Raw genomic sequence first — 17,456 nt, 5'->3', positions numbered from 1 at the left:
GACTGAAGTGACTGCGGCGAGCGGAGCCGGCGAAGTGAACGAGGTCGGTGAAGTGAACGAGGTCGGTGAAGTGACGGGCCACGCGCGCAGGTTCGCGGGCCGGGTGGCCGTCGTGACCGGCGCGGCGCAGGGCATCGGTGCGGCCACCGCCCGCCGACTCGCCGCGGAGGGCGCCACGGTCGCCGTCCTCGACCTCACCGCCGAACGGGCGGCCGGGACGGTCGCGGAGATCACCGCCACGGGCGGCACCGCGCGAGCGTACGGCTGCGACGTGGCCGACTACGACGCCGTCGAGGCGGTGTTCGCGCAGGTCGCGGCGGATCTCGGCGGGGTGCACATCCTGGTGAACAACGCCGGGATCACCCGGGACAACCTGTTCTTCAAGATGCCGAAGGCCGACTGGGACGCGGTGCTGACGGTCAACCTGACCAGCGCGTACAACTGCAGCCACGTCGCGCAGAAGTACATGGTGGCGCAGAAGTACGGGAAGATCGTCTCGCTCAGCTCGCGCTCCGCCCTCGGCAACCGGGGCCAGGCGAACTACGCGGCCGCCAAGGCCGGCATCCAGGGGCTCACCGCGACCCTCGCGATCGAGCTGGGCCCGTTCAACATCAACGTCAACGCCGTCGCCCCCGGGTACATCGCCACCGCGATGACCGCGGCCACCGCCGAGCGGGTCGGCAGCACGGCCGAGGACCACCAGGCGGAGGTCTCCGCCCGGACCCCGCTGCGCCGGGTGGGGCAGCCGGAGGAGATCGCCTCCGTGGTCGCCTTCCTTGCCAGCGAGGACGCCTCCTACGTCAGCGGGCAGACCTTGTACGTCAACGGCGGGGCCCGGTAGCCCCGGCAGGGTCATCAGATATTCTGACGATCGTACTGACGTGTCATCACATAGCCGTCCCAGGTGCGAGGTTACCTTCACCTGGGACGGCCTTTACCTTTTCGCGTGGCCGAGCATGACCATGTCCTTGATCAAACGACCCCACCAAATGACTATGGCATGATCATGCGACAATCGATGGGATGGCCGGACCACCCGACCGGACCAGGTCGGGCCCTGCGTCCCAAGGAGTCCCATGGGCAGCCCCGCCCCCCTTCGCCGCGCCCTGGCTCTGCTCGCCGTCGGGGCCACCGCCCTCACGGCCGGCACCATCGCCGTACCGGCGGTCGGCGCCGCGACCGCCGCCCCCGCACACGACCTCGCGGGCGTCCACGTCCGCCCGGCCTCCTTCGGGCACCACAACGCCCAGGCGCGCGTCGCTCCGCTGAGCACCACCCAGTGCGTCAGCCAGATCGGCATCCACTGCTACTCGCCGCTGCAGTACCGCAACGCCTACAACCTGAACCCGCTGTACCAGGAGGGCGTCACCGGCAAGGGCCGCACGATCGTCATCGTCGACTCCTTCGGCTCGCCGACCATCCAGCACGACCTGGAGGTCTTCGACAAGCAGTGGGGCATCCAGGACACCCAGGTCGAGGTGGTCAAGTGGGGCAACGTCCCCGTCTTCGACCCCAAGAACCCCGACCACACCGGCTGGGCCGGCGAGACCACCCTGGACGTCGAGTACGCCCACGCCATCGCCCCGGACGCCCACATCGTCCTGGTCGAGACCGGTGTCGCCGAGACCGAGGGCACCACCGGCCTGCCCGAGATGATGGACGCCGAGCAGGCCCTCATCAAGGCCGGCCGCGGCGACGTCATCTCGCAGAGCTTCGGCGCCACCGAGAACACCTTCCCGGGCTACGACAAGGGCGACTTCAAGTCGCTCACCGACCTGCGCTACGCCTTCAAGGCCGCCGCCGACCGCAACGTCACCGTGCTCGCCGCCTCCGGCGACAACGGCGCCACCGACGCGCAGACCAACGGCACCGACCTGTACCCGTACAAGGTCAACTCGTGGCCGTCCTCCGACCCGCTGGTCACCTCCATCGGCGGCACCCAGCTCACCCTGGACGACAACGGCGCGCGCACCGCGCCCGACAAGGTGTGGCACGACAAGTCCGGCGCCGGCGGCGGTGGCGTCTCGGGCATCTTCGACCGCCCGTGGTACCAGGCCGGCGTCGCCAACGTCACCGGCAACCACCGCGGTACGCCCGACATCAGCATGAGCGCGGCCGTCGACGGCGCCGCCTGGACCTACGAGTCCTACGACCCGACCGCCGTCGGCTGGCACCTCACCGGCGGCACCAGCGAGGCCACCCCGCTGTTCTCCGGCGTCGTCGCCCTCGCCGACCAGCTCGCCGGCCACCGCCTCGGCCAGCTCAACTGGCGCCTGTACGGCCTCAACCTGCTCCCGAGCGGCTTGAGCGGCATCGAGGACGTGAAGGAGGGCGACAACTCCTGGAACGGCGTCACCGGCTACACCGCCACCGAGGGCTACGACCTCTCCAGCGGCCTCGGCACCATCAACGGCGCCAAGTTCGTTCACGCCATCGCCGGTCGGTGACCGGTAGCAGGTAACAACTAACAGCGAACAGATAACAGATTTCGAAATCTGTTATCTGTTCGCTGTTTTCTGTCTTCTGTTCTCTGTCAGCTGTCCGGCCGAGGTGTCAGACGCGGTCCGCCGGGGAGGGGACGGGGGCGGCAGGGGCAGGGGCAGGAGCGGCGGCCAGCTGGGCGAGGTAGCGCTCGGCGGCGCGGAGCTTGCGGCCGTCCCGGCCCGGGAGGAAGGCGCGGAGTTCGATGATCTCCGGGGCGATCCGGAGGGCCGCCGCCCGGTCGGGGATCGAGCGCCAACAGGCTTCGGCGTTGGTGGCCGCCTGCTGCGTCTCCGGGTGGTCCGGGCCCTGCGAGCGGAGCAGCGTCAGCGCCACCTCTCGGTAGATGTCGGCGGCCTCGGCGGGCCGACCCGCGAGACGGCACACGTGCGCCCGGACCTGGCGCACCTGGAGGACCGGTTCGGAGACCGCGCCGTGCTCGGCGATCGCCTCCAGTTCGAGGGCGAAGGCGAGGTCGGTGGCGGCACCGTGGTCCCCAGCATCCGCGCTGCGGACGATCCGGCCGATGACCTCCCGGTAGTCGGCGCGCGGCGGAACGGACACCGAGGCGTCAGCGGGCGCCGGGTCGACTTGCACCGCATCGACCGGCACCGCGTCCACGGGGGCCTCGTCCGCGGGGGCCTCGTCGTCGGCCGGCGCCGCGTCCTGCGGCGCCTCCACCGCCAGCGCCGAGTCTGCGGGGACCTCGTCTGCCAGAGGAGCTTGCGCCGGGACGGCGTCCTGCGGTTCCGCCGTGACCGGGACGGCATCCGTCGGCTCCGGCTGCTCCGTCGGTTCCGGTTCCGGCTCCGGCTCCGGCTCCGGCTCCGGCTGCTGAAGCTTGGCCAGCGACACGCCCGCAGCCGACTCCACGGCCTCGACGACCTCGACGACCTCGGGCACCTCGGGCACCTCGTCCGCCGGCGCGAGCTTGCGCAGGGTCACGCCCGACGAGTCGGCGGGCTGCGCCTTCAGCAGGCTGACCGGGCGGGCCGGCCGGGGCGGGGTCGGCGGCACACCGGGCTTGACCAGGCTCACCAGTCCGGCCTCGGCCACCGGGGCCAGGGCCGGAGCCGGGACCGGGGCGGCCACGGACGGTTCGACGACGGCGTCCCACGGCTCCGCCTGGCCCGGCACCAGCGGCGCCGGTGCCGCCGGCGGCACCGACGGTGCAGGTGGCTCGGACGGTGCAGGTGGCTCGGACGGCGCGGCGTCGACCGGCGGCACGGCCTCGGCGAAAGGCACGGCCTCGGCGAAAGGCACGGCCTCGGCGAAAGACACGGCGTCGGCCACCGACGGCACGACGTCCGACAGACCGTCGCCACGGCGGGCGGTGTTGCGGAAGACCGGGCGGTCCGGGGCGTGCGTGGCCAGGATGATGACGTCCGGCCGCAGCACCGAGTACACCTGCTGCCGCAGTTGCTCGGGCGCGAGCACGTCGCCCGCGCCAGGGCGGCCGCCGTGCAGCGCCTCGATCAGGGCGCGGGTGAAGGTGCCGATCTGTTCCGGGTCCGGGCTGACGACGGCCCACAGCGGAATGCCCTCGCTGAGCGGCGAGACGGCGCCCTGGAGGTACGGCCACGCGTTCTGGTCGGCGCTCAGGTCGGCGATGACGAGGGTCTGCCACTCGGCCGGGCGGTGGCCCAGCTCGGCGGCGACGGCCTGCCAGGGCAGACCGTCCTGCTTGGAGTCGCGCAGGGTGAGCTGAAGCTGGCCGCCGCGCTTGTCGGCGACGATGTGCCCGCCCAGATGGACGAGCAGCGGCCCCGGGTGGCGGGAGGCGGCGCGCAGGTGGGCGAGGACGGTGTGCGGGTCACTGGCGCCGGGCAGGTGGACGGCGTCCACCGCGTCCGCCGCGAGCAGCACCTGCGGCGAGACGGCCGCGAGCATCGCGGACAGCACCGACGCCTGGGCGGGACCACCACGGCCCCAGGTGCGGCGCCCGGAGTTGCCGTAGCCGCCCTCGACGACCAGGATCCGTCCGCGCGGCGCCGCCCCGAGCCCGCCCGCACCGGAGGCACCCGCACCCGGTGCCGGGAACGGCAGCGGCGTGGCCGCGGAGGGCGGCACGCTCACGACGGGCATGCCGGTGACGGTCCATCCGGTGGGCGCGGCCGGCAGCGGGGCCGGGCCCACCGGGGCGGACGGCGGGACCGGCGGCGCGGGCGGCGGCTCGTACAGCGCGGCGGGCCCGGGCGGGTGTTCCTCCGCCGGGATGCGCGGCGGCGGTACGGCGTCCCACGGGCCCGAGTCCGCTGCCGGTTCGGGGCCTCCTGGGACAGCTGTCGTCTCCGCCATCTTCTGGTCACCGCCCCACCCCGCCGCTTCGCGGCGTCTGATGCCCTTGCTGTGTGGTGCCTGCCACCACTCCCGTTGCGCCACCCTACGAGATCCCGGCACACCCGATCCAGGCCGGGTCTCCGATCAGCGCGCCACACGGCCCGCTATCGTGCCGTCATGGCAGGCCTCGGCGTACCTCTTCTGTTCCTCGACATCGACGGACCACTGATCCCGTTCGGCGCGCCGCCCCCGGGCGGCTACCCCACCTACCGCGGCCCGTACGCCACCGGCCCAGGCCCCGGCTCAGGCCCGGATGCCAACCCCCTGCTGGCCCGCGTCGATCCGGCACTCGGCCGACGCCTGCTGAACCTGCCCTGTGAACTGGTCTGGGCGACGACCTGGATGTCCGACGCCAACGCCTGCCTCTCCCCCTGGCTCGGCCTGCCTCAACTCCCCGTTCTGGACTGGCCGGTGGCCAATAACGACGAACCGGTCGGCCTGCACTGGAAGACCCGCGCACTGGTGGCCCGGGCCGCCGGCCGCCCGTTCGCCTGGGTGGACGACGAGATCACCGCCGCCGACCGCCGCTGGGTCTCGGCCCACTCGCTCGCTCCCACGCTCCTCCACCGCGTCGACCACCAACGCGGCCTCACCGACGCCGACTTCGCCACCCTGGACGCCTGGCTGCGGTCAGTCTGACTACACTCCCCCGCCATGGACTACGCCGCCGGACCACCACTGCCCTGGCACGTCGCACTGGACGGCGGGGTGCTGATCGAGCTGTGGGCGGACGGATACGGCGTCGAGGACGGGGCGTACCTCTTCAGCGTGCTGGCCCGGGCCACGCAGGAGGAACAGCGGCAGGTCGACGTCGTCGCCCGGACCCCGGCGGACCCTCAGCGGGTGGGTGTCGCGGTCGCCCGGTTCCCGGCCGCCGCCGTCCGGGACGTCCACACCGCCACCACCCGTGCCGCCGACGGCCGGTGCGCCTGCCCGGGCTGACCGGACACAGCACCCCGCCCGCGTGTCGCTGCCCGGCCGCTCCGAGGGGCGGCCGGGCAGCGAAACGGGCCGGGTCAGGAACCGGCGAGCAGATCGCGGAGGAGGGCGACGGTGTCGGCGTCGAGGTCGCGGCCGGTGCGGCGGCTGAGCGCGTCGAGGCGGTTGACGGCGCGCAGGAGCTGGTCGCGGGCACCGGCCGAGGCGTAGGCGTAGAAGAGGTCCCGGTGCAGGAGCTCGACGTCCGGGGCGACGGCGAGGCCGCGGAACACGGCGGCCTCGGCACTGCGGTGGTCGCCGTACTGCAGGCGGCGGGCGGCCAGTTCGTGGGCGGTGTCGACGATCGCCGCGATCATGTCCTGGCGTTCGGCCTCGGCCCAGCCGTAGGAGGCGGGCGGGGCCTCGGCGAACGGGGCGCCGCGCACCAGGGCCAGGGCATGGGCGAGGGCGGCGTCGGCGGTGGCGCTGGTGCTGCGCATGCCGCGCCGGTAGAGGCTGCGGAACTCGTCCCAGTCGCAGGTGACGACCGGGGTGAAGGAGTAGCCGTCGGTGGTGTCGGTGGGCAGGAAGGCGCGGCCCTCGGGCGAGGTCCCGAACCAGGCTGCCAGGTCGGCGAGTTTGCCGGGTAGCGGGCTCTTGGCGTCGGCCGCGGTGGGGTGCGGGTCGAGGTGGGCGGCACCGGGGTGGAGGTCGTGGTCGAGGGCGTGGTGGTCGGCGCCGGGCCGCAGCGCGAGGTAGACGGCGAGTTCGGTGAGCCGGGGCAGCGCGCCGGTTTCGGCGGTGCCGAGGGCCCCGGCGACGTCGACCGGGCCGAGCAGGCGGATTCGGGGGGCATTGCGGGTGGCGTGCGCCTCCGGGGAGCGGAGGATGGCGAGCAGGTCGTCGCTGTCGCTGCGCCCGGGGGTGGTCTGGGCGACCAGGGCCGCGGCGGGGCCGGGCTCGGCGACGGCTCCGGCGGCGGGCTCGGCGGCAGACGCGGACTCGGACGCGGCGCCAGGCCCGGGATCAGCCAGGGGCTCCGGGCGGGACGGGATGCGCGGGTCGGCGCCGGTGGGCGCGGGCGCAGGCTGGTGCGTCGGAGCGGGCTCGGCGCGCGGCGCGGGCACGACCGGCTGGACGGGCTGGACGGGCTGGACGGCCGCCGGGGCTTCCTCCGCCGCCTCCGCCGCGCCCGGACGGCGCAGGTCCCGGGTGGCCTCGTCGACGGCCTGCTCGGCCACGGTCCCGACCTCCGTCCCGACCTCCGTCCCGCTCCCGGCCTCCGTCCCGCTCCCGGCCTCCGTTCCGATCCCGCTCCCGGCCTCCGTCCCGCTCCCGATCTCCGTCCCGGTCTCGGCGGACGCGGCCTGCCGCCCCTGCCCGTTGACCGCGTACCGCCCCGGTCCGGCCGACGGGGCCGGTACCGGCGTCGCCGGGTCGGTGCCCGCGAACGGGCTGGCGCCGGTGCCGATGCCCCGGGCGAGCAGCCGAGGCCCGGAGGCCGTGTCCGTACCGTCCTGCGCGCCGACCGCCGGGGCGCCGACGGCGGCCAGCACCGGTACGGCGGCAGGCAGTTCGGCGGTGTCGGCGTCGTCCGTGTCCGGGTCGGACCCGGGACCGTCCAGGGTCCAGGCGGGGGCCGGGTGCTGGGTGAGGTCGTCGGCGGCCCGGAGCAGCTCGGCTACCTGGTCGTACTGCTGGTCGCTGAGCCGCTGGAGTTCGACGGTGAGGTGCAGGCCGGGGATGGCGGCCTGGCCGGTGGCCGGGAGGGTCCAGCGGGCGACGGGGCCGGTGCCGCGCTCGGGGGCGCGGGTGATCACGGCGACGCAGGTGCGCGGGCGGGCGTCGAGCAGGCGGCCGAGTTCGGCCGGGATGTCGCCGTCGGGCTGCTGGGCGCAGAGCACGATCTCGGGGATCCAGGACTCGTCGGCCTGGCCCCGGCTGCGGGCGTCGCGCGGGCTGGCGGCCTCGGCGGCGACCAGTGTGGCACGGGCCTTGGCGGTGCGCGGGCCGAGTGCGGCGAGCGCGGCCTCCAGGGTGGGGTGGCGGTGGACGCGCTCGGCGGCCGGGCCGCTGATCGGCACCTCCTCGGCGAGGTCGACCAGGTGCAGGTGGAGCCGGTCGGCGAGCGGGCTGTGCGCGAGTTCGATGGCGAGGGTGCGCAGGATGTCGCGGGCGTCGTCGGGGTGGCCGGAGAGGTGGAGCAGCCGCACGGCCTCCAGGTCGGCGAGGACGACCGAGCCGTCGGGCGAGGTACCGAGGGTGACCAGGGCGGGGTAGGGCGCGGCGGTCTTGCGGGCCTGGGCGGCGCTGAGCAGGTCGCCGGAGTCGGGGCTGCACCACCAGACGTTGGCGGCGTGCGCGGCGCGGAACGGCGCGATCGGGGTGGCCGGGCCGGAGAGGTGCAGTTCGATGGTGTGGCCGGGGGTGATCCGGGCGGCGACGATGGCGGGCAGCCGCTTGCCGCCGCGCACGGTGTTGCGGGCCATGGTGCGCAGTGCGCGGTCGAGCAGGTCGAGGCCGGCGTCGTCCTGGCGGGCCCTGAGCTCGTTCTCGAAGGCGGCGGCCTCGGCCGCGGGCATGGCGATGCGGTGCCGGGGGCGGCGAGCGCGTTGCTGGGTGCCGCGCTTGTGGGCGACGATGCCGACCATGACGGCGGCGAGCAGGACGCCGACGGTGGAGGCGGTGAGGGCGATGGAGTAGTCGTCGCCGGCGGCCGGTTCGGCGTGCGCGGCGGGGGCGGGCGCGTGGACGGGCGCCTGGGTGGGCGCCGGGGTGGCCGGCTTCGGCGCGGCCTGGGAGGGCGCCACCTGGGTCGGCGCGGGGGCCGGGGCAGGGGCAGGCGCAGGAGCAGGCTCAGGCGCCGGAGCCGGAGCCGGAGCCGGAGCCGGCGAGGAGGCGGGCGCGGGAGCGGCGGCCCCCGGCACGGTGAGCACCATCCCGGGTACCACCACGTCCGGATCGGTCAGCGGCTCCCCGTCCGGCGCCTGTGCCCCCTTGTTCGCCTCGAACAGCTTCGGCCACGCCTCGGCGTCCCCCAACTCCCGCTGGGCGATGGCGGACAGGCTGTCCCCGGCCTGCACGGTCACCGTCGCGTGCCCGCCCGCACCCGGCTCCGTCCCGGACTGCGGCGCCTGCGCCGACCCGGGCGCAGAGCCGGACGCCGCCCCTGAAGCCGACCCGGCGCCGGGCGCCGGCGCGGCGTCCGTACCGGAGGCGGGCGCCGGAGCCTTCGCCTCGTCCGCCTTGGCGTCCCCCGGCATCAGCAGCGACCACCCCGGCTGGATCGGCCGGTCGGCGTCGAAGCGGATGCCGGAATCGTCCATCACCCGGCCGTCGTTGAGCTTGGCGATGTCCACCCACCTCTCGCCGGAGCCGAGTTGGTTCTCGGCGATGGACCACAGGCTGTCGGCGGGCCGGCTGTCCCGCACGGTGTACGTGGGGTTCTGCTCGGCGGCGGGTGCCAGGGCGGGCGCGGACTGGGCGGCGGGCAGGGCGGCGCGCTGTACGCCCGCGGTCAACTGGGCCGGGGCGGTGACGGTGTGGGCGGGGGCGGCCGCGAAGGCCGAGCCGGCGACCGGCATCAGCGCGAACACCGAGCCGACCAGCCCGGCCGCGAGCCGCTGGCTCCAGCCGAAGGCCGGGATGCGGCGGGCGATCCGGCCGCGCAACTGGGCGGGGATCTCCAGCAGGACGGAGAGCGCGAAGCAGGCCCAGGCGAGCCAGCCGACCACGACCAGCAGCCAGAGGAACAGCCGTCCGTCGTCCGGACCGGTGAGCGCCTGGCCGACGCCCTCCGGCGCGACCTCGCCCATCGCGGCGACCGCGCGGGTGCCGTAGAGCAGCAGCGCGGGGACGCCGAGCAGCAGGGCGAGCAGGGTGACCAGCGCGGCGAGTGCGGTGATCAGGGCGGCGCCGCGGCCGCGCCCGCGCGGTGGGCGGGGCGCCGGGGCGGCGGGCCGGCCGGCGGCCCGGTGTCCGGTGTGGGCCCGGTCGTTGGCGGTTCGAGCCCGGCCCGGGGCGGTTCGGGCCTGGTCCTTGGCACGTGGCGCGGCCATCAGTCGGTCTCCGCTTTCTCGACTCCGTGGACGAGGGTCGCACTGCCCTTGCCCGTTACCTTCCGCTCCCCGAGTGAGCCCAGCAGGACGGGCCGGAAGTCGGCCCGCACGGTGACGGTGACGACCTTGCCGTCGCCGGAGAACTCGACCTCGCCGGCCCGCAGGCCGTACAGGGCCAGGTAGGCGTCGGCGGCCTGCCGGACGTAGTCCTGCTGGATCCTGAAGCCCTTGCCCTGGAGGACGGCGGCCTGGTCGAGCTGCTGTCCGCCGACCCGCGCGGCCTCCTGGGCGTAGGCGTCGGTGCGTTCGGCGACCCGCAACCGGCCGCCGGCGTCGATCACCAGGGCGATGACGAGCACGACGTAGGCCGCGCAGATCGCCACGAAGAGGGCGACCGCGCCCCGGTCGGAGCGGCGCCGAAGCCGCGCCCTGAACGGCACTCTCATCCCCCCTGCCCCTTCCGCACTCGTTCTCCCCACCGGCCCCCACCGGGCGCCCCTCGGTCCCGTTGCGTCATCCCCCGAGCGCTCTCCGCTTGCGTCTCCCCCGCGCGGGCCGTCCCCAATCCCCCGTTGTGGCCCGTGTCCCGCCGGGCGCCCTCCCGGGCCGTCATGTGCCCCGGTAGCGGTCCACCACCGAGGTGAACTCGCCGACGAGGTGCTTCGTCACGGGTACGCCGGACGGTCCGCCGAGCAGGTCGGCCAGTTCGACGTCGCACACCACCGTGACCTTGACGGTCGTGACGGCTCCGCCGGGCAGGTCCAACTCGCCCGGCACCACCTGGACGTCCCCGTTGCGGCAGGACACGCCCTGCTGGCGCAGCGTCGCGAGGGCCGACTCCCGGCCCGGTTGCACCATCCCGTCGACGCTGCGCTGCAGCGAGGCGGTGCGCGCGCCCGCGCGGGCGGCGGCCTCGACCGTGCCGGCCGTGGTCTGCACCCGTCCGGCGGCGACGGCCACCAGGACCAGCCCGACCACGGCCGGCACGACGATCGCCGCCTCGATGGCGATCCCGCCGCCGTCGCCCCGCCGCCCGGGCCACCACGCGGGCAGGCGCGCCGGCCGCGGTGCCGACGCGCGCGGGGCGCGGGTCCGCCGTCTCACGGCCGCACCACCGCGGGCGGGACGAACCGCTCGCGCGGCGCCTCGGCGAACTGCCGGAGGGAGGGTGCCGACAGCCCGGGTATCAGCAGCGGCGGCCGCACCGCCACCGTGACCCGGATCAGCTCGGGCGTGCTTCCGTCGGTCGTCACCGTGTAGGAGCGGACGCCCTGCCGGTCGAGGAAGTCGCTGGCCTGCCGGCCCGCCGCCTCGTTCTTCGCCTCGTCCGTCGCGTTGCCCTGCACCCGGCCGGCGTCCACGCCCTCCCGGGCGGCGGTGAGCGCGAGCTGCCGGTCGTACCACCAGAGCGCGGCCTGGACGACGAGCAGCAGGAGCACCAGGACGACCGGGAAGACGATGGCGAGGCTCACGCTCATCGACCCCCGGTCGCCGCGACGGCGGGGTCGGTACGTCACTTGGTGGCGCCACCCGCACCCGCGCCCGGCATGTTCGGGTCCTGCTCGACCTTCTGCACGACCTTGTCCTTCAGCAGGTACAGCGCGGTCGCGACGGCGCCCGCGACGAAGACCAACGCGATGATGGCGAGGGCGAGTTCGATGCTGATGGCGCCGCGGTCGCCGCGCGCGCGGGCGGCGCGCAGCCGGCCCAGCCGCAGGGTGAACAACAGCAGGGCGAACTGCACGGGCAGCAGGACGGGCCGGATCAGCCTGCCCGCCAGGCGGGCGAGTCGGACGGTCATTCGGGTCTCCCGGTGGTGTGGTGTGGTGTCAGATGCACGGCGAAGGGCGTCAGTTGAGCATCTGATGGAGTGCGGGGAAGACGATCAGGACGGTCATCAGCAGGGTCAGGGCGGCCCCCGGCGCGACCATCCGCTCGCTGTCGGCGTTGGCGCGGGCGAGGTCCTCGGCGAGCAGTTCGCCGCGCAGGCCCTTGGCGCGCGCCCGCAGGGTGTCGTACACGGCGGCGCCGTCGGTGCCGGACAGCCGCATGATGTCGGCCACGTCCTGCAGCGGGCTGAGCCCCAACTCCTCGGCCAGCGCGTCGAGTCCGGCCCAGGGCGGGAGCCGGTCGGTGGCGGCGCGGTCGAGGGCGTCGCGGATGCGGCGGAACACGGTGCCGCGCCCGACCGCGGCGGCGCGGCGCAGCGCCTCGGCGGGCCCGCAGTCGGCGGCCCGTTCCAGGGCGACGAGTTCCAGGTAGGCGGCGATGCCGTGCAGGTACTCGGTGCGCGCCTCCTTGGCCTCCCCGCGCACGATGGCGTCGGGGACGAACCAGAGCAGGCCGGCCAGCAGTGGCCCGGCCAGCAGCGGCAGGGCGAAGGGCAGGCCGACGTCCATCAGCGCGGCCATCGCGCCCAGGTAGGCGGGCAGCGCCAGGCCGATCACGGCGAACAGCAGCTTGTGCACCATGAACCGGGCCGGGGTGCGGCCGATCAGGGCGAGTTCGCGGTGCGGGACCGACACCCCGCGCAGGTGGACGGAGCGCTCGCCGATCCGGTCGTACCAGCGCGGCCGCTCGTCCGGGTCCGCGTCCCGCTCGGCGGGGGTGCGGTGCAGCCGGTCCAGGGCCTGGCGCAGGTCGGGCGGTGCGGGCCGCAGTTCGGCGATCAGCAGGGCGAGGCCGCCGGCGGCGACGGCCCCGGCCAGCACGGACCAGGGGGAGATCACCGGACCTCCCCGAGCTGCTCGACGGCGGCGTCCTCGCGCACCGGGGCGCGGCGCCCGCCCTTGCTGCGCCGGTCCGGCGTCAGCAGCCGGGGCACCGGCGGGTGCGAGGCGAGCGCGCGCATCCAGGCGATGATCGCGACGAACAGCGCGGCGACCACGGCGAGCACGATCTGGCCGAGCAGCGTCCCGTACGGGCGGGTGTACTCGGTGTTGAAGGAGCCGACCGTGACGACCAGCACGATGATGCCGACCAGCCAGCGGATGGTGGTGCGGTGCTTGGCCCGGTCGGCCTCGATGGCGCGGCGCTGGCGGACCTCCTCGCGCACCGAGTCGGCCATGTCGGACAGCGCCCGGGCCAGGCCGGGGCCGCTGTCGCCGGAGCGCAGCACGAGCGCGGCGAGCACCTTGTCGGCGGTGGCGTCGGCGAGGCCGTCGGCGAAGGCCTGCAGCGCCTCCTCGGGCCGCCAGCGGGCCTGTAGCCGGGCCGCCAGCTCGCCGATCTCCTCCTCCAGGGCGGCGGGGGCGGTGCGGCGGCTGGTGACGATGGCCTGGTTGAGGCCGACGCCGAGCAGCAGCACGTCGGCGATGCGCTGGGTCCACTCGGACAGCGCCTCCAGGCGTTCGATCCGGCGGGTGTCCGGGCGGGTGGTGTCGAACAGCCAGGGCAGGCCGAACACGGCCAGCGGCACCAGCAGCGCGGTCAGCGGGATGCCGGTGAACAGCCAGCCGAGCGGGGCGCCGATCAGCGCGAGCGGCAGCTGGATCCGGCGCAGCCGCACGACCCGGGCCGAGCCGGCGCCGGGCGCGCCGTACCAGAGGACGTGGGCGCGGCCGGCCGGCGGGCCCTCCCGCTGCGGCGTCTCCTCCTCGTCCGCCGGCTCGCTCCCGCGGGCCCAGGCCACCAGGGCGACCAGGCCGCCCGCGACCGCCAGCCCGCACAGGGCGAACAGCAGCATCATCGCGCGCCACCGCCGATCCGCAGCTGCAGCGGGGTGGCCCAGCCCCCGTACCGGGAGCCGAGCAGGGCGGCGTCGAAGCCGGCCCGGCGCAGGTCGTCCAGGCACTGCGGCGGGGTGTGCGGGACGGCCCGCGGCTCGCCGAGGTCGACCCGGGGGCCGAACACGGTGTTCAGCGCGGGCCGGCCGCTCTCGCCGAGGCCGGTGACCTCCAGGACGTGGGAGACGAAGCGGTGCCGACGGCCGCCGACGGCGGTCTCGTCGACCATGGTGACGTGCACGATGAGGTCCAGGGCGTTGGCGGTGAGCCGGTAGGCGAGCGAGTCGGTCATGTGCGAGCCGTATTCCAGGCAGAGTTCGGCGATGCGGTCGACGACCATGTGCGGGCCGCGGGCGTGCAGGGTGCACATCGAACCGCCCTCACCGTTGGTCATGACCCGCAGCATCGGCACGACCTCGCCGGAGCGGACCTCGCCGACGATGATCCGGGACAGCGTCATCCGCAGCGCCGCCGGGATGAGGTCACCGATGCTCAACTCGCCCGCCAGGCGGCCCTCGACGCGCTCGCCGTTGCCCTCGCGGGCCTCCATCGGAACGACCTGGCGCAGGTGGCCGAGGGTGTGCAGCCACAGCTCGAACTCCGACTCCAGGGTGCCGATCCGCTCGTCCGGCGGGATCTCGGCGGCCATCGCCCGCAGCAGGCTGGTCTTGCCGACGCCCTGGGTGCCGGTGATCATCACGTTCTTCCGGGCCCGGATCGCGGCGGCCAGGAAGGCGGCCAAGGTGCTGTCCAGAGTGCCGAGTTCGACCATCTCCGGCAGCGTCGCCGAGGCCACCCGGTGGCGCCGGATCGCCACGTACGGGCGGGGCGTCACCTCGGTGAGCGCCTGCAGGCGCATGCCGCCCTCCAGGCGCAGCGCGAGGGTCGGGCTGGCGGTGGACAGGCTGCGCTCGCCGCCGCCGTGCTGGCGGGCCAGGTCCTGGAGCAGTTCGACGAGTTCGGCGTCGCTGTCGGCCACCGGCGGGACCTGGCGCAGGGGTTGGTGCACCCGGGAGACCCAGACGTCGTCGCAGCCGTTGATCAGGATGTTCTCGATCTCCGGGTCGTCCAGGTAGGGCTGGAGGCGCCCGGCCCGGAACAGCAGGTCGAAGACGGCCTCGGCGAGGGCGCGGTCCTGCTCCCGGGTGGGCGGGATGCCGTGGGTCTGCGCGTAGGCGTCGGACCAGCGGGCGACCGCCTCCTCGATCAGCGCCCGGCCGCGCTGGCGGCGGGTGGCGCGGTCCGGTTCGGCGCCCGAGGTGGCGGTCAACCGGGTGATCTGCTGGTGCAGTTCGGCCGCGACCTGGCGCTTCAGCTCGCGGGCCACCTGCGGGTCGACGGCCGGGCGGGTGGCGGCGCCACGCAGGTCGAGCGAGGGCAGCTGGGAGGGCACGGCGGTGGGCGTGGCCGCGCCGCCCTGGTGGGCGTACGGCGGCACGGGCTGCGGCCCGGGCTGCGGGGCGACCGGGCCCGGCTGGTAGGCCTGCGGCGGCGCGGCGGCGGGTGCCGGGCCCTGGATCGGGGCCTGGACCTGGGCTTGGGCTTGGGCTTGGGCCTGGACCTGGGCTTGGGCTTGGGCCTGGACGTGGGTGGCCCAGGGCAGCGCGGCCGGGTCGGCCTCGGGGTGCTGGTGCAGGGGGCTACCGCGCACGGAGCACCTCCCCGGGGTTGTACGGCTGCGGATCGTTCGACTGCACACCGTTCGGCTGCGCCTGGTCGGGCGTCACGGCGGGCTGCTGGAGCGGGTACCGGCCTTCGTCCTCGGGCTCCTGCCGGACGGAGGGGGGCCGCTGATCGGACGGGGCCTGCCGGCCGTACGGGGTGTACGCGACCTGCTGCCCGTACGGCGGCGGCTGCGGCGACTGGACGTGCGACGGGAACGGCGCCGGCGCGGCCGGCTGGGGGGCCAGCCCGGCCAGCGGTGCCACCGGGCCGGTGACGATCACCGGCGCGACCGGCTGCGGCGGGGTGTACGAGGGCTGCTCCCCCTCGGCGCTCCCCCACGCCGTCTCCGCGTACGCCGCCGTCTCCACGTACGCCGCCGGGGTCGGGGTCAGGACCTGGGCCTGGGGCGGCACCGGGGCCTGGGCCTGGGCGGTGATCTGGGCCTGGGCCGGGATCGGCGCGGCCGTCGGCGCCAGCCGCTGGCGCCGCCGGCGGACCAGCAGTTGCACCTCGTCCGCCGCCGACCGCGCCGTCCGCATCAGCTCCGAGCGGATGAACCGCCGGTCGGTGATGTCACCGCCGTCCGAGAGCACCCGGGCGGTGCGGGTGGCGTGCGGCAGCAGCCCGAGCAGCGGCACGCCGAACTCGCGCGACACCTCCGCCCCCGAGTAGGGACCCTCGGCGACCAGCAGCAGCCCGAGCGCGTCCACCCCGGTGCCGGCCGTGGCGAGGTCCTCGGCGAGCGCGGACAGCCGGGGCCGGACCGAGCTCAGGCCGCGCAGCGTGGTGCGGACGGTCACCGCGACCACGTCCGCCCGGCGGGCCAGCACCGCGCTCACACCGGTGGCGCCGGAGCGGCCGAGGTCCACGATGACGTCGTAGCCCTGTGGTTCGAGGCCGTGCAGCAGGTCGGCGAGCGGCTCCCAGGTGTAGGCGAGGCCCGGGGCCTGGGTGGGGTCGGTCAGGCCGGGCAGCAGCAGCCGCTCGGCGGTGCCCTCGGGCGAGAGGTCGATCAGCTGCTCCCAGATGGTCTGGGCGAGCAGTCCGCGCCGGTCGGCGACGGCCAGGTTGCGCAGCCCGTACACCGCGTCGACCCGGCCTTCCAGGGCGCCGGCGAGCACCGCGCCGCCGTCCGGGTCGGCCTCCACCAGCAGGACGCGCCGTCCGGGCGACAGCGGCCAGGCCAGCAGCAGGGCCAGGGCCGTCGTGGTCGCGCCGGGCGCGCCCGGACCGCCGACCACCGCGATCACCGCCATCAGGCGCCACCCGCCCCGGTCGGGGGCACGGGGGCCGCGGGAGCCGTGCCCGCACCGGCGGGCGCCCCGGAGGCCGCACCGGTCGGCGGGGCCGTCGGCGCGGCGGTGCCACCGGTGCCGCCGACCGCGCCCGAGCCGCCCGTCCCGGCCGCACCGCCCGCCGCGGCGGCGCGCGGCGCCAGCAGGACCTGGATCCGCCCGCCGGCCACCCACTGCGCCAACCGGGGGCCGTCCGCCGCGCCGACGGCCACGTCGATCACCTGGCTGCCGTCGGTGTCCACCCGGCCGACCGTGATGACCGTCGCGGGCATCGAGTCGGCCTTGTTGTTGTCCGGGGTGTAGACCACGACGATCTGCAGCCCGGGCTGGAGCCGACCGGCGGGCAGCTGGGTGCGCTTGGCCGAGACGCCGACCACGATCTGGCCGGGCTGCACCAGAAGCGCCTGCGCGACGTCGGCCCGGGTGAGCATCGCGCCGCGTTTGAGATCGGTGGCGGCCCGCATGCCGACCGTCTTCTCCCGTTCCGTGGCCGCCAGCGGCCGCAGCGCCGGGTCGCCGGCGATCCGGGCCACCACCAGGTCGTCGTCGGTGATCACCTGACCCCACGGGACGTCCCGGGCCAGCGCCAGTACGGCGACCCGTTGGCCGGTGCTGTTGTAGAGCACCGCGCCGCCCAGGCCGCCGGCGGCGATCAGCGCGACCGCCATCGCCAGCACCGCCGGACGGCGCCGCCGGGCCCGCAGCGTCCGGCCGGGGGCGTGCGGGGCGGCGTGCCCCTTGCCCTTGCCCCTGCTCGGGCCGCCGCCGGGAGCCTGGCCCGGCCCCTGGCCCTGGTCCGGGACCGCCACGGACACCGCGGCCCCTGCGGGTGTGCCGGATCCCGGCGTCGCGAATGTACGGTTCTCCACCGGGTTCCGCCCTTCCCTCGTGCTCGTGCTCGTTCCGGGTCGTCAGTGCTGGGTCGTCGATGCTGGGGTCGTCGATGGTGGGGTTGTCGATGGTGGGGTTGTCGA

General features: G+C 75.5%; 15 protein-coding genes. 4 read left to right on the top strand and 11 right to left on the bottom strand.

Annotated features, from left to right (window positions below):
* Positions 1–70: 70 nt before the first annotated feature.
* Positions 71–841, top strand: a complete 771-nt coding sequence (fabG, locus tag P3T27_RS17800) for a 3-oxoacyl-ACP reductase FabG (protein ID WP_280679749.1) — start codon at positions 71–73, stop codon at positions 839–841.
* A 235-nt stretch (positions 842–1,076) separates the two neighbouring features.
* Positions 1,077–2,447 (top strand): S53 family peptidase, encoded by a 1,371-nt coding sequence (locus P3T27_RS17795; RefSeq protein WP_280679526.1) that lies wholly within the window; start codon positions 1,077–1,079, stop codon positions 2,445–2,447.
* A 106-nt stretch (positions 2,448–2,553) separates the two neighbouring features.
* Here the strand turns inward: P3T27_RS17795 and P3T27_RS17790 are convergent, their stop codons facing one another.
* Positions 2,554–4,779: a hypothetical protein gene (locus P3T27_RS17790; protein ID WP_280679524.1), complete on the bottom strand. Its 2,226-nt coding sequence runs from the start codon at positions 4,777–4,779 to the stop codon at positions 2,554–2,556.
* A gap of 159 nt (positions 4,780–4,938) precedes the next feature.
* Between P3T27_RS17790 and P3T27_RS17785 the strand changes: the two genes are divergently transcribed.
* Together P3T27_RS17785 and P3T27_RS17780 are read left to right on the top strand one after the other, a co-directional pair.
* Positions 4,939–5,460, top strand: coding sequence for an HAD domain-containing protein (locus tag P3T27_RS17785; RefSeq protein ID WP_280679522.1), 522 nt, complete (start codon positions 4,939–4,941; stop codon positions 5,458–5,460).
* A gap of 15 nt (positions 5,461–5,475) precedes the next feature.
* Entirely contained in the window at positions 5,476–5,763 is a 288-nt protein-coding gene (locus tag P3T27_RS17780) for a hypothetical protein (protein ID WP_280679520.1), read from the top strand.
* A 74-nt stretch (positions 5,764–5,837) separates the two neighbouring features.
* Here P3T27_RS17780 and P3T27_RS17775 read toward each other — a convergent pair whose 3' ends face one another.
* The 10 genes from P3T27_RS17775 to P3T27_RS17730 all read right to left on the bottom strand — a co-directional run bounded on the left by P3T27_RS17775 (position 5,838) and on the right by P3T27_RS17730 (position 17,297).
* Complete coding sequence (locus P3T27_RS17775; protein WP_280679518.1) at positions 5,838–9,797, bottom strand: BTAD domain-containing putative transcriptional regulator; 3,960 nt, start codon at positions 9,795–9,797, stop codon at positions 5,838–5,840.
* Positions 9,797–10,243 carry a hypothetical protein gene (locus P3T27_RS17770; protein ID WP_280679516.1) on the bottom strand — a complete coding sequence of 149 codons (447 nt, stop codon included), beginning with the start codon at positions 10,241–10,243 and terminating at the stop codon, positions 9,797–9,799. Before P3T27_RS17770 ends, P3T27_RS17775 begins: the two co-directional genes overlap by 1 nt.
* A gap of 163 nt (positions 10,244–10,406) precedes the next feature.
* Positions 10,407–10,901 carry a TadE/TadG family type IV pilus assembly protein gene (locus P3T27_RS17765; protein ID WP_280679514.1) on the bottom strand — a complete coding sequence of 165 codons (495 nt, stop codon included), beginning with the start codon at positions 10,899–10,901 and terminating at the stop codon, positions 10,407–10,409.
* Entirely contained in the window at positions 10,898–11,275 is a 378-nt protein-coding gene (locus P3T27_RS17760) for a TadE/TadG family type IV pilus assembly protein (RefSeq protein WP_280679512.1), read from the bottom strand. Before P3T27_RS17760 ends, P3T27_RS17765 begins: the two co-directional genes overlap by 4 nt.
* A 35-nt stretch (positions 11,276–11,310) precedes the next feature.
* Positions 11,311–11,598 (bottom strand): hypothetical protein, encoded by a 288-nt coding sequence (locus P3T27_RS17755; protein ID WP_280679508.1) that lies wholly within the window; start codon positions 11,596–11,598, stop codon positions 11,311–11,313.
* 49 nt (positions 11,599–11,647) lie between these two features.
* Positions 11,648–12,526, bottom strand: a complete 879-nt coding sequence (locus tag P3T27_RS17750) for a hypothetical protein (protein WP_280679505.1) — start codon at positions 12,524–12,526, stop codon at positions 11,648–11,650.
* Entirely contained in the window at positions 12,523–13,485 is a 963-nt protein-coding gene (locus P3T27_RS17745; protein ID WP_280679503.1) for a type II secretion system F family protein, read from the bottom strand. The genes P3T27_RS17750 and P3T27_RS17745 overlap by 4 nt, the downstream gene beginning before the upstream one ends.
* Complete coding sequence (locus P3T27_RS17740; RefSeq protein WP_280679501.1) at positions 13,482–15,173, bottom strand: CpaF/VirB11 family protein; 1,692 nt, start codon at positions 15,171–15,173, stop codon at positions 13,482–13,484. The genes P3T27_RS17745 and P3T27_RS17740 overlap by 4 nt, the downstream gene beginning before the upstream one ends.
* Entirely contained in the window at positions 15,163–16,443 is a 1,281-nt protein-coding gene (locus P3T27_RS17735; RefSeq protein ID WP_280679499.1) for a hypothetical protein, read from the bottom strand. The genes P3T27_RS17740 and P3T27_RS17735 overlap by 11 nt, the downstream gene beginning before the upstream one ends.
* Complete coding sequence (locus P3T27_RS17730) at positions 16,443–17,297, bottom strand: SAF domain-containing protein (RefSeq protein ID WP_280679497.1); 855 nt, start codon at positions 17,295–17,297, stop codon at positions 16,443–16,445. The genes P3T27_RS17735 and P3T27_RS17730 overlap by 1 nt, the downstream gene beginning before the upstream one ends.
* Between the last annotated feature and the right edge of the window lie 159 nt (positions 17,298–17,456).

Origin of the sequence: Kitasatospora sp. MAA19 (assembly GCF_029894125.1) — a bacterium.
Lineage (GTDB): Bacteria > Actinomycetota > Actinomycetes > Streptomycetales > Streptomycetaceae > Kitasatospora.
The sequence above is the reverse complement of the archived record's forward strand: the minus strand, read 5'-3'. Positions and strand labels throughout refer to the sequence as shown.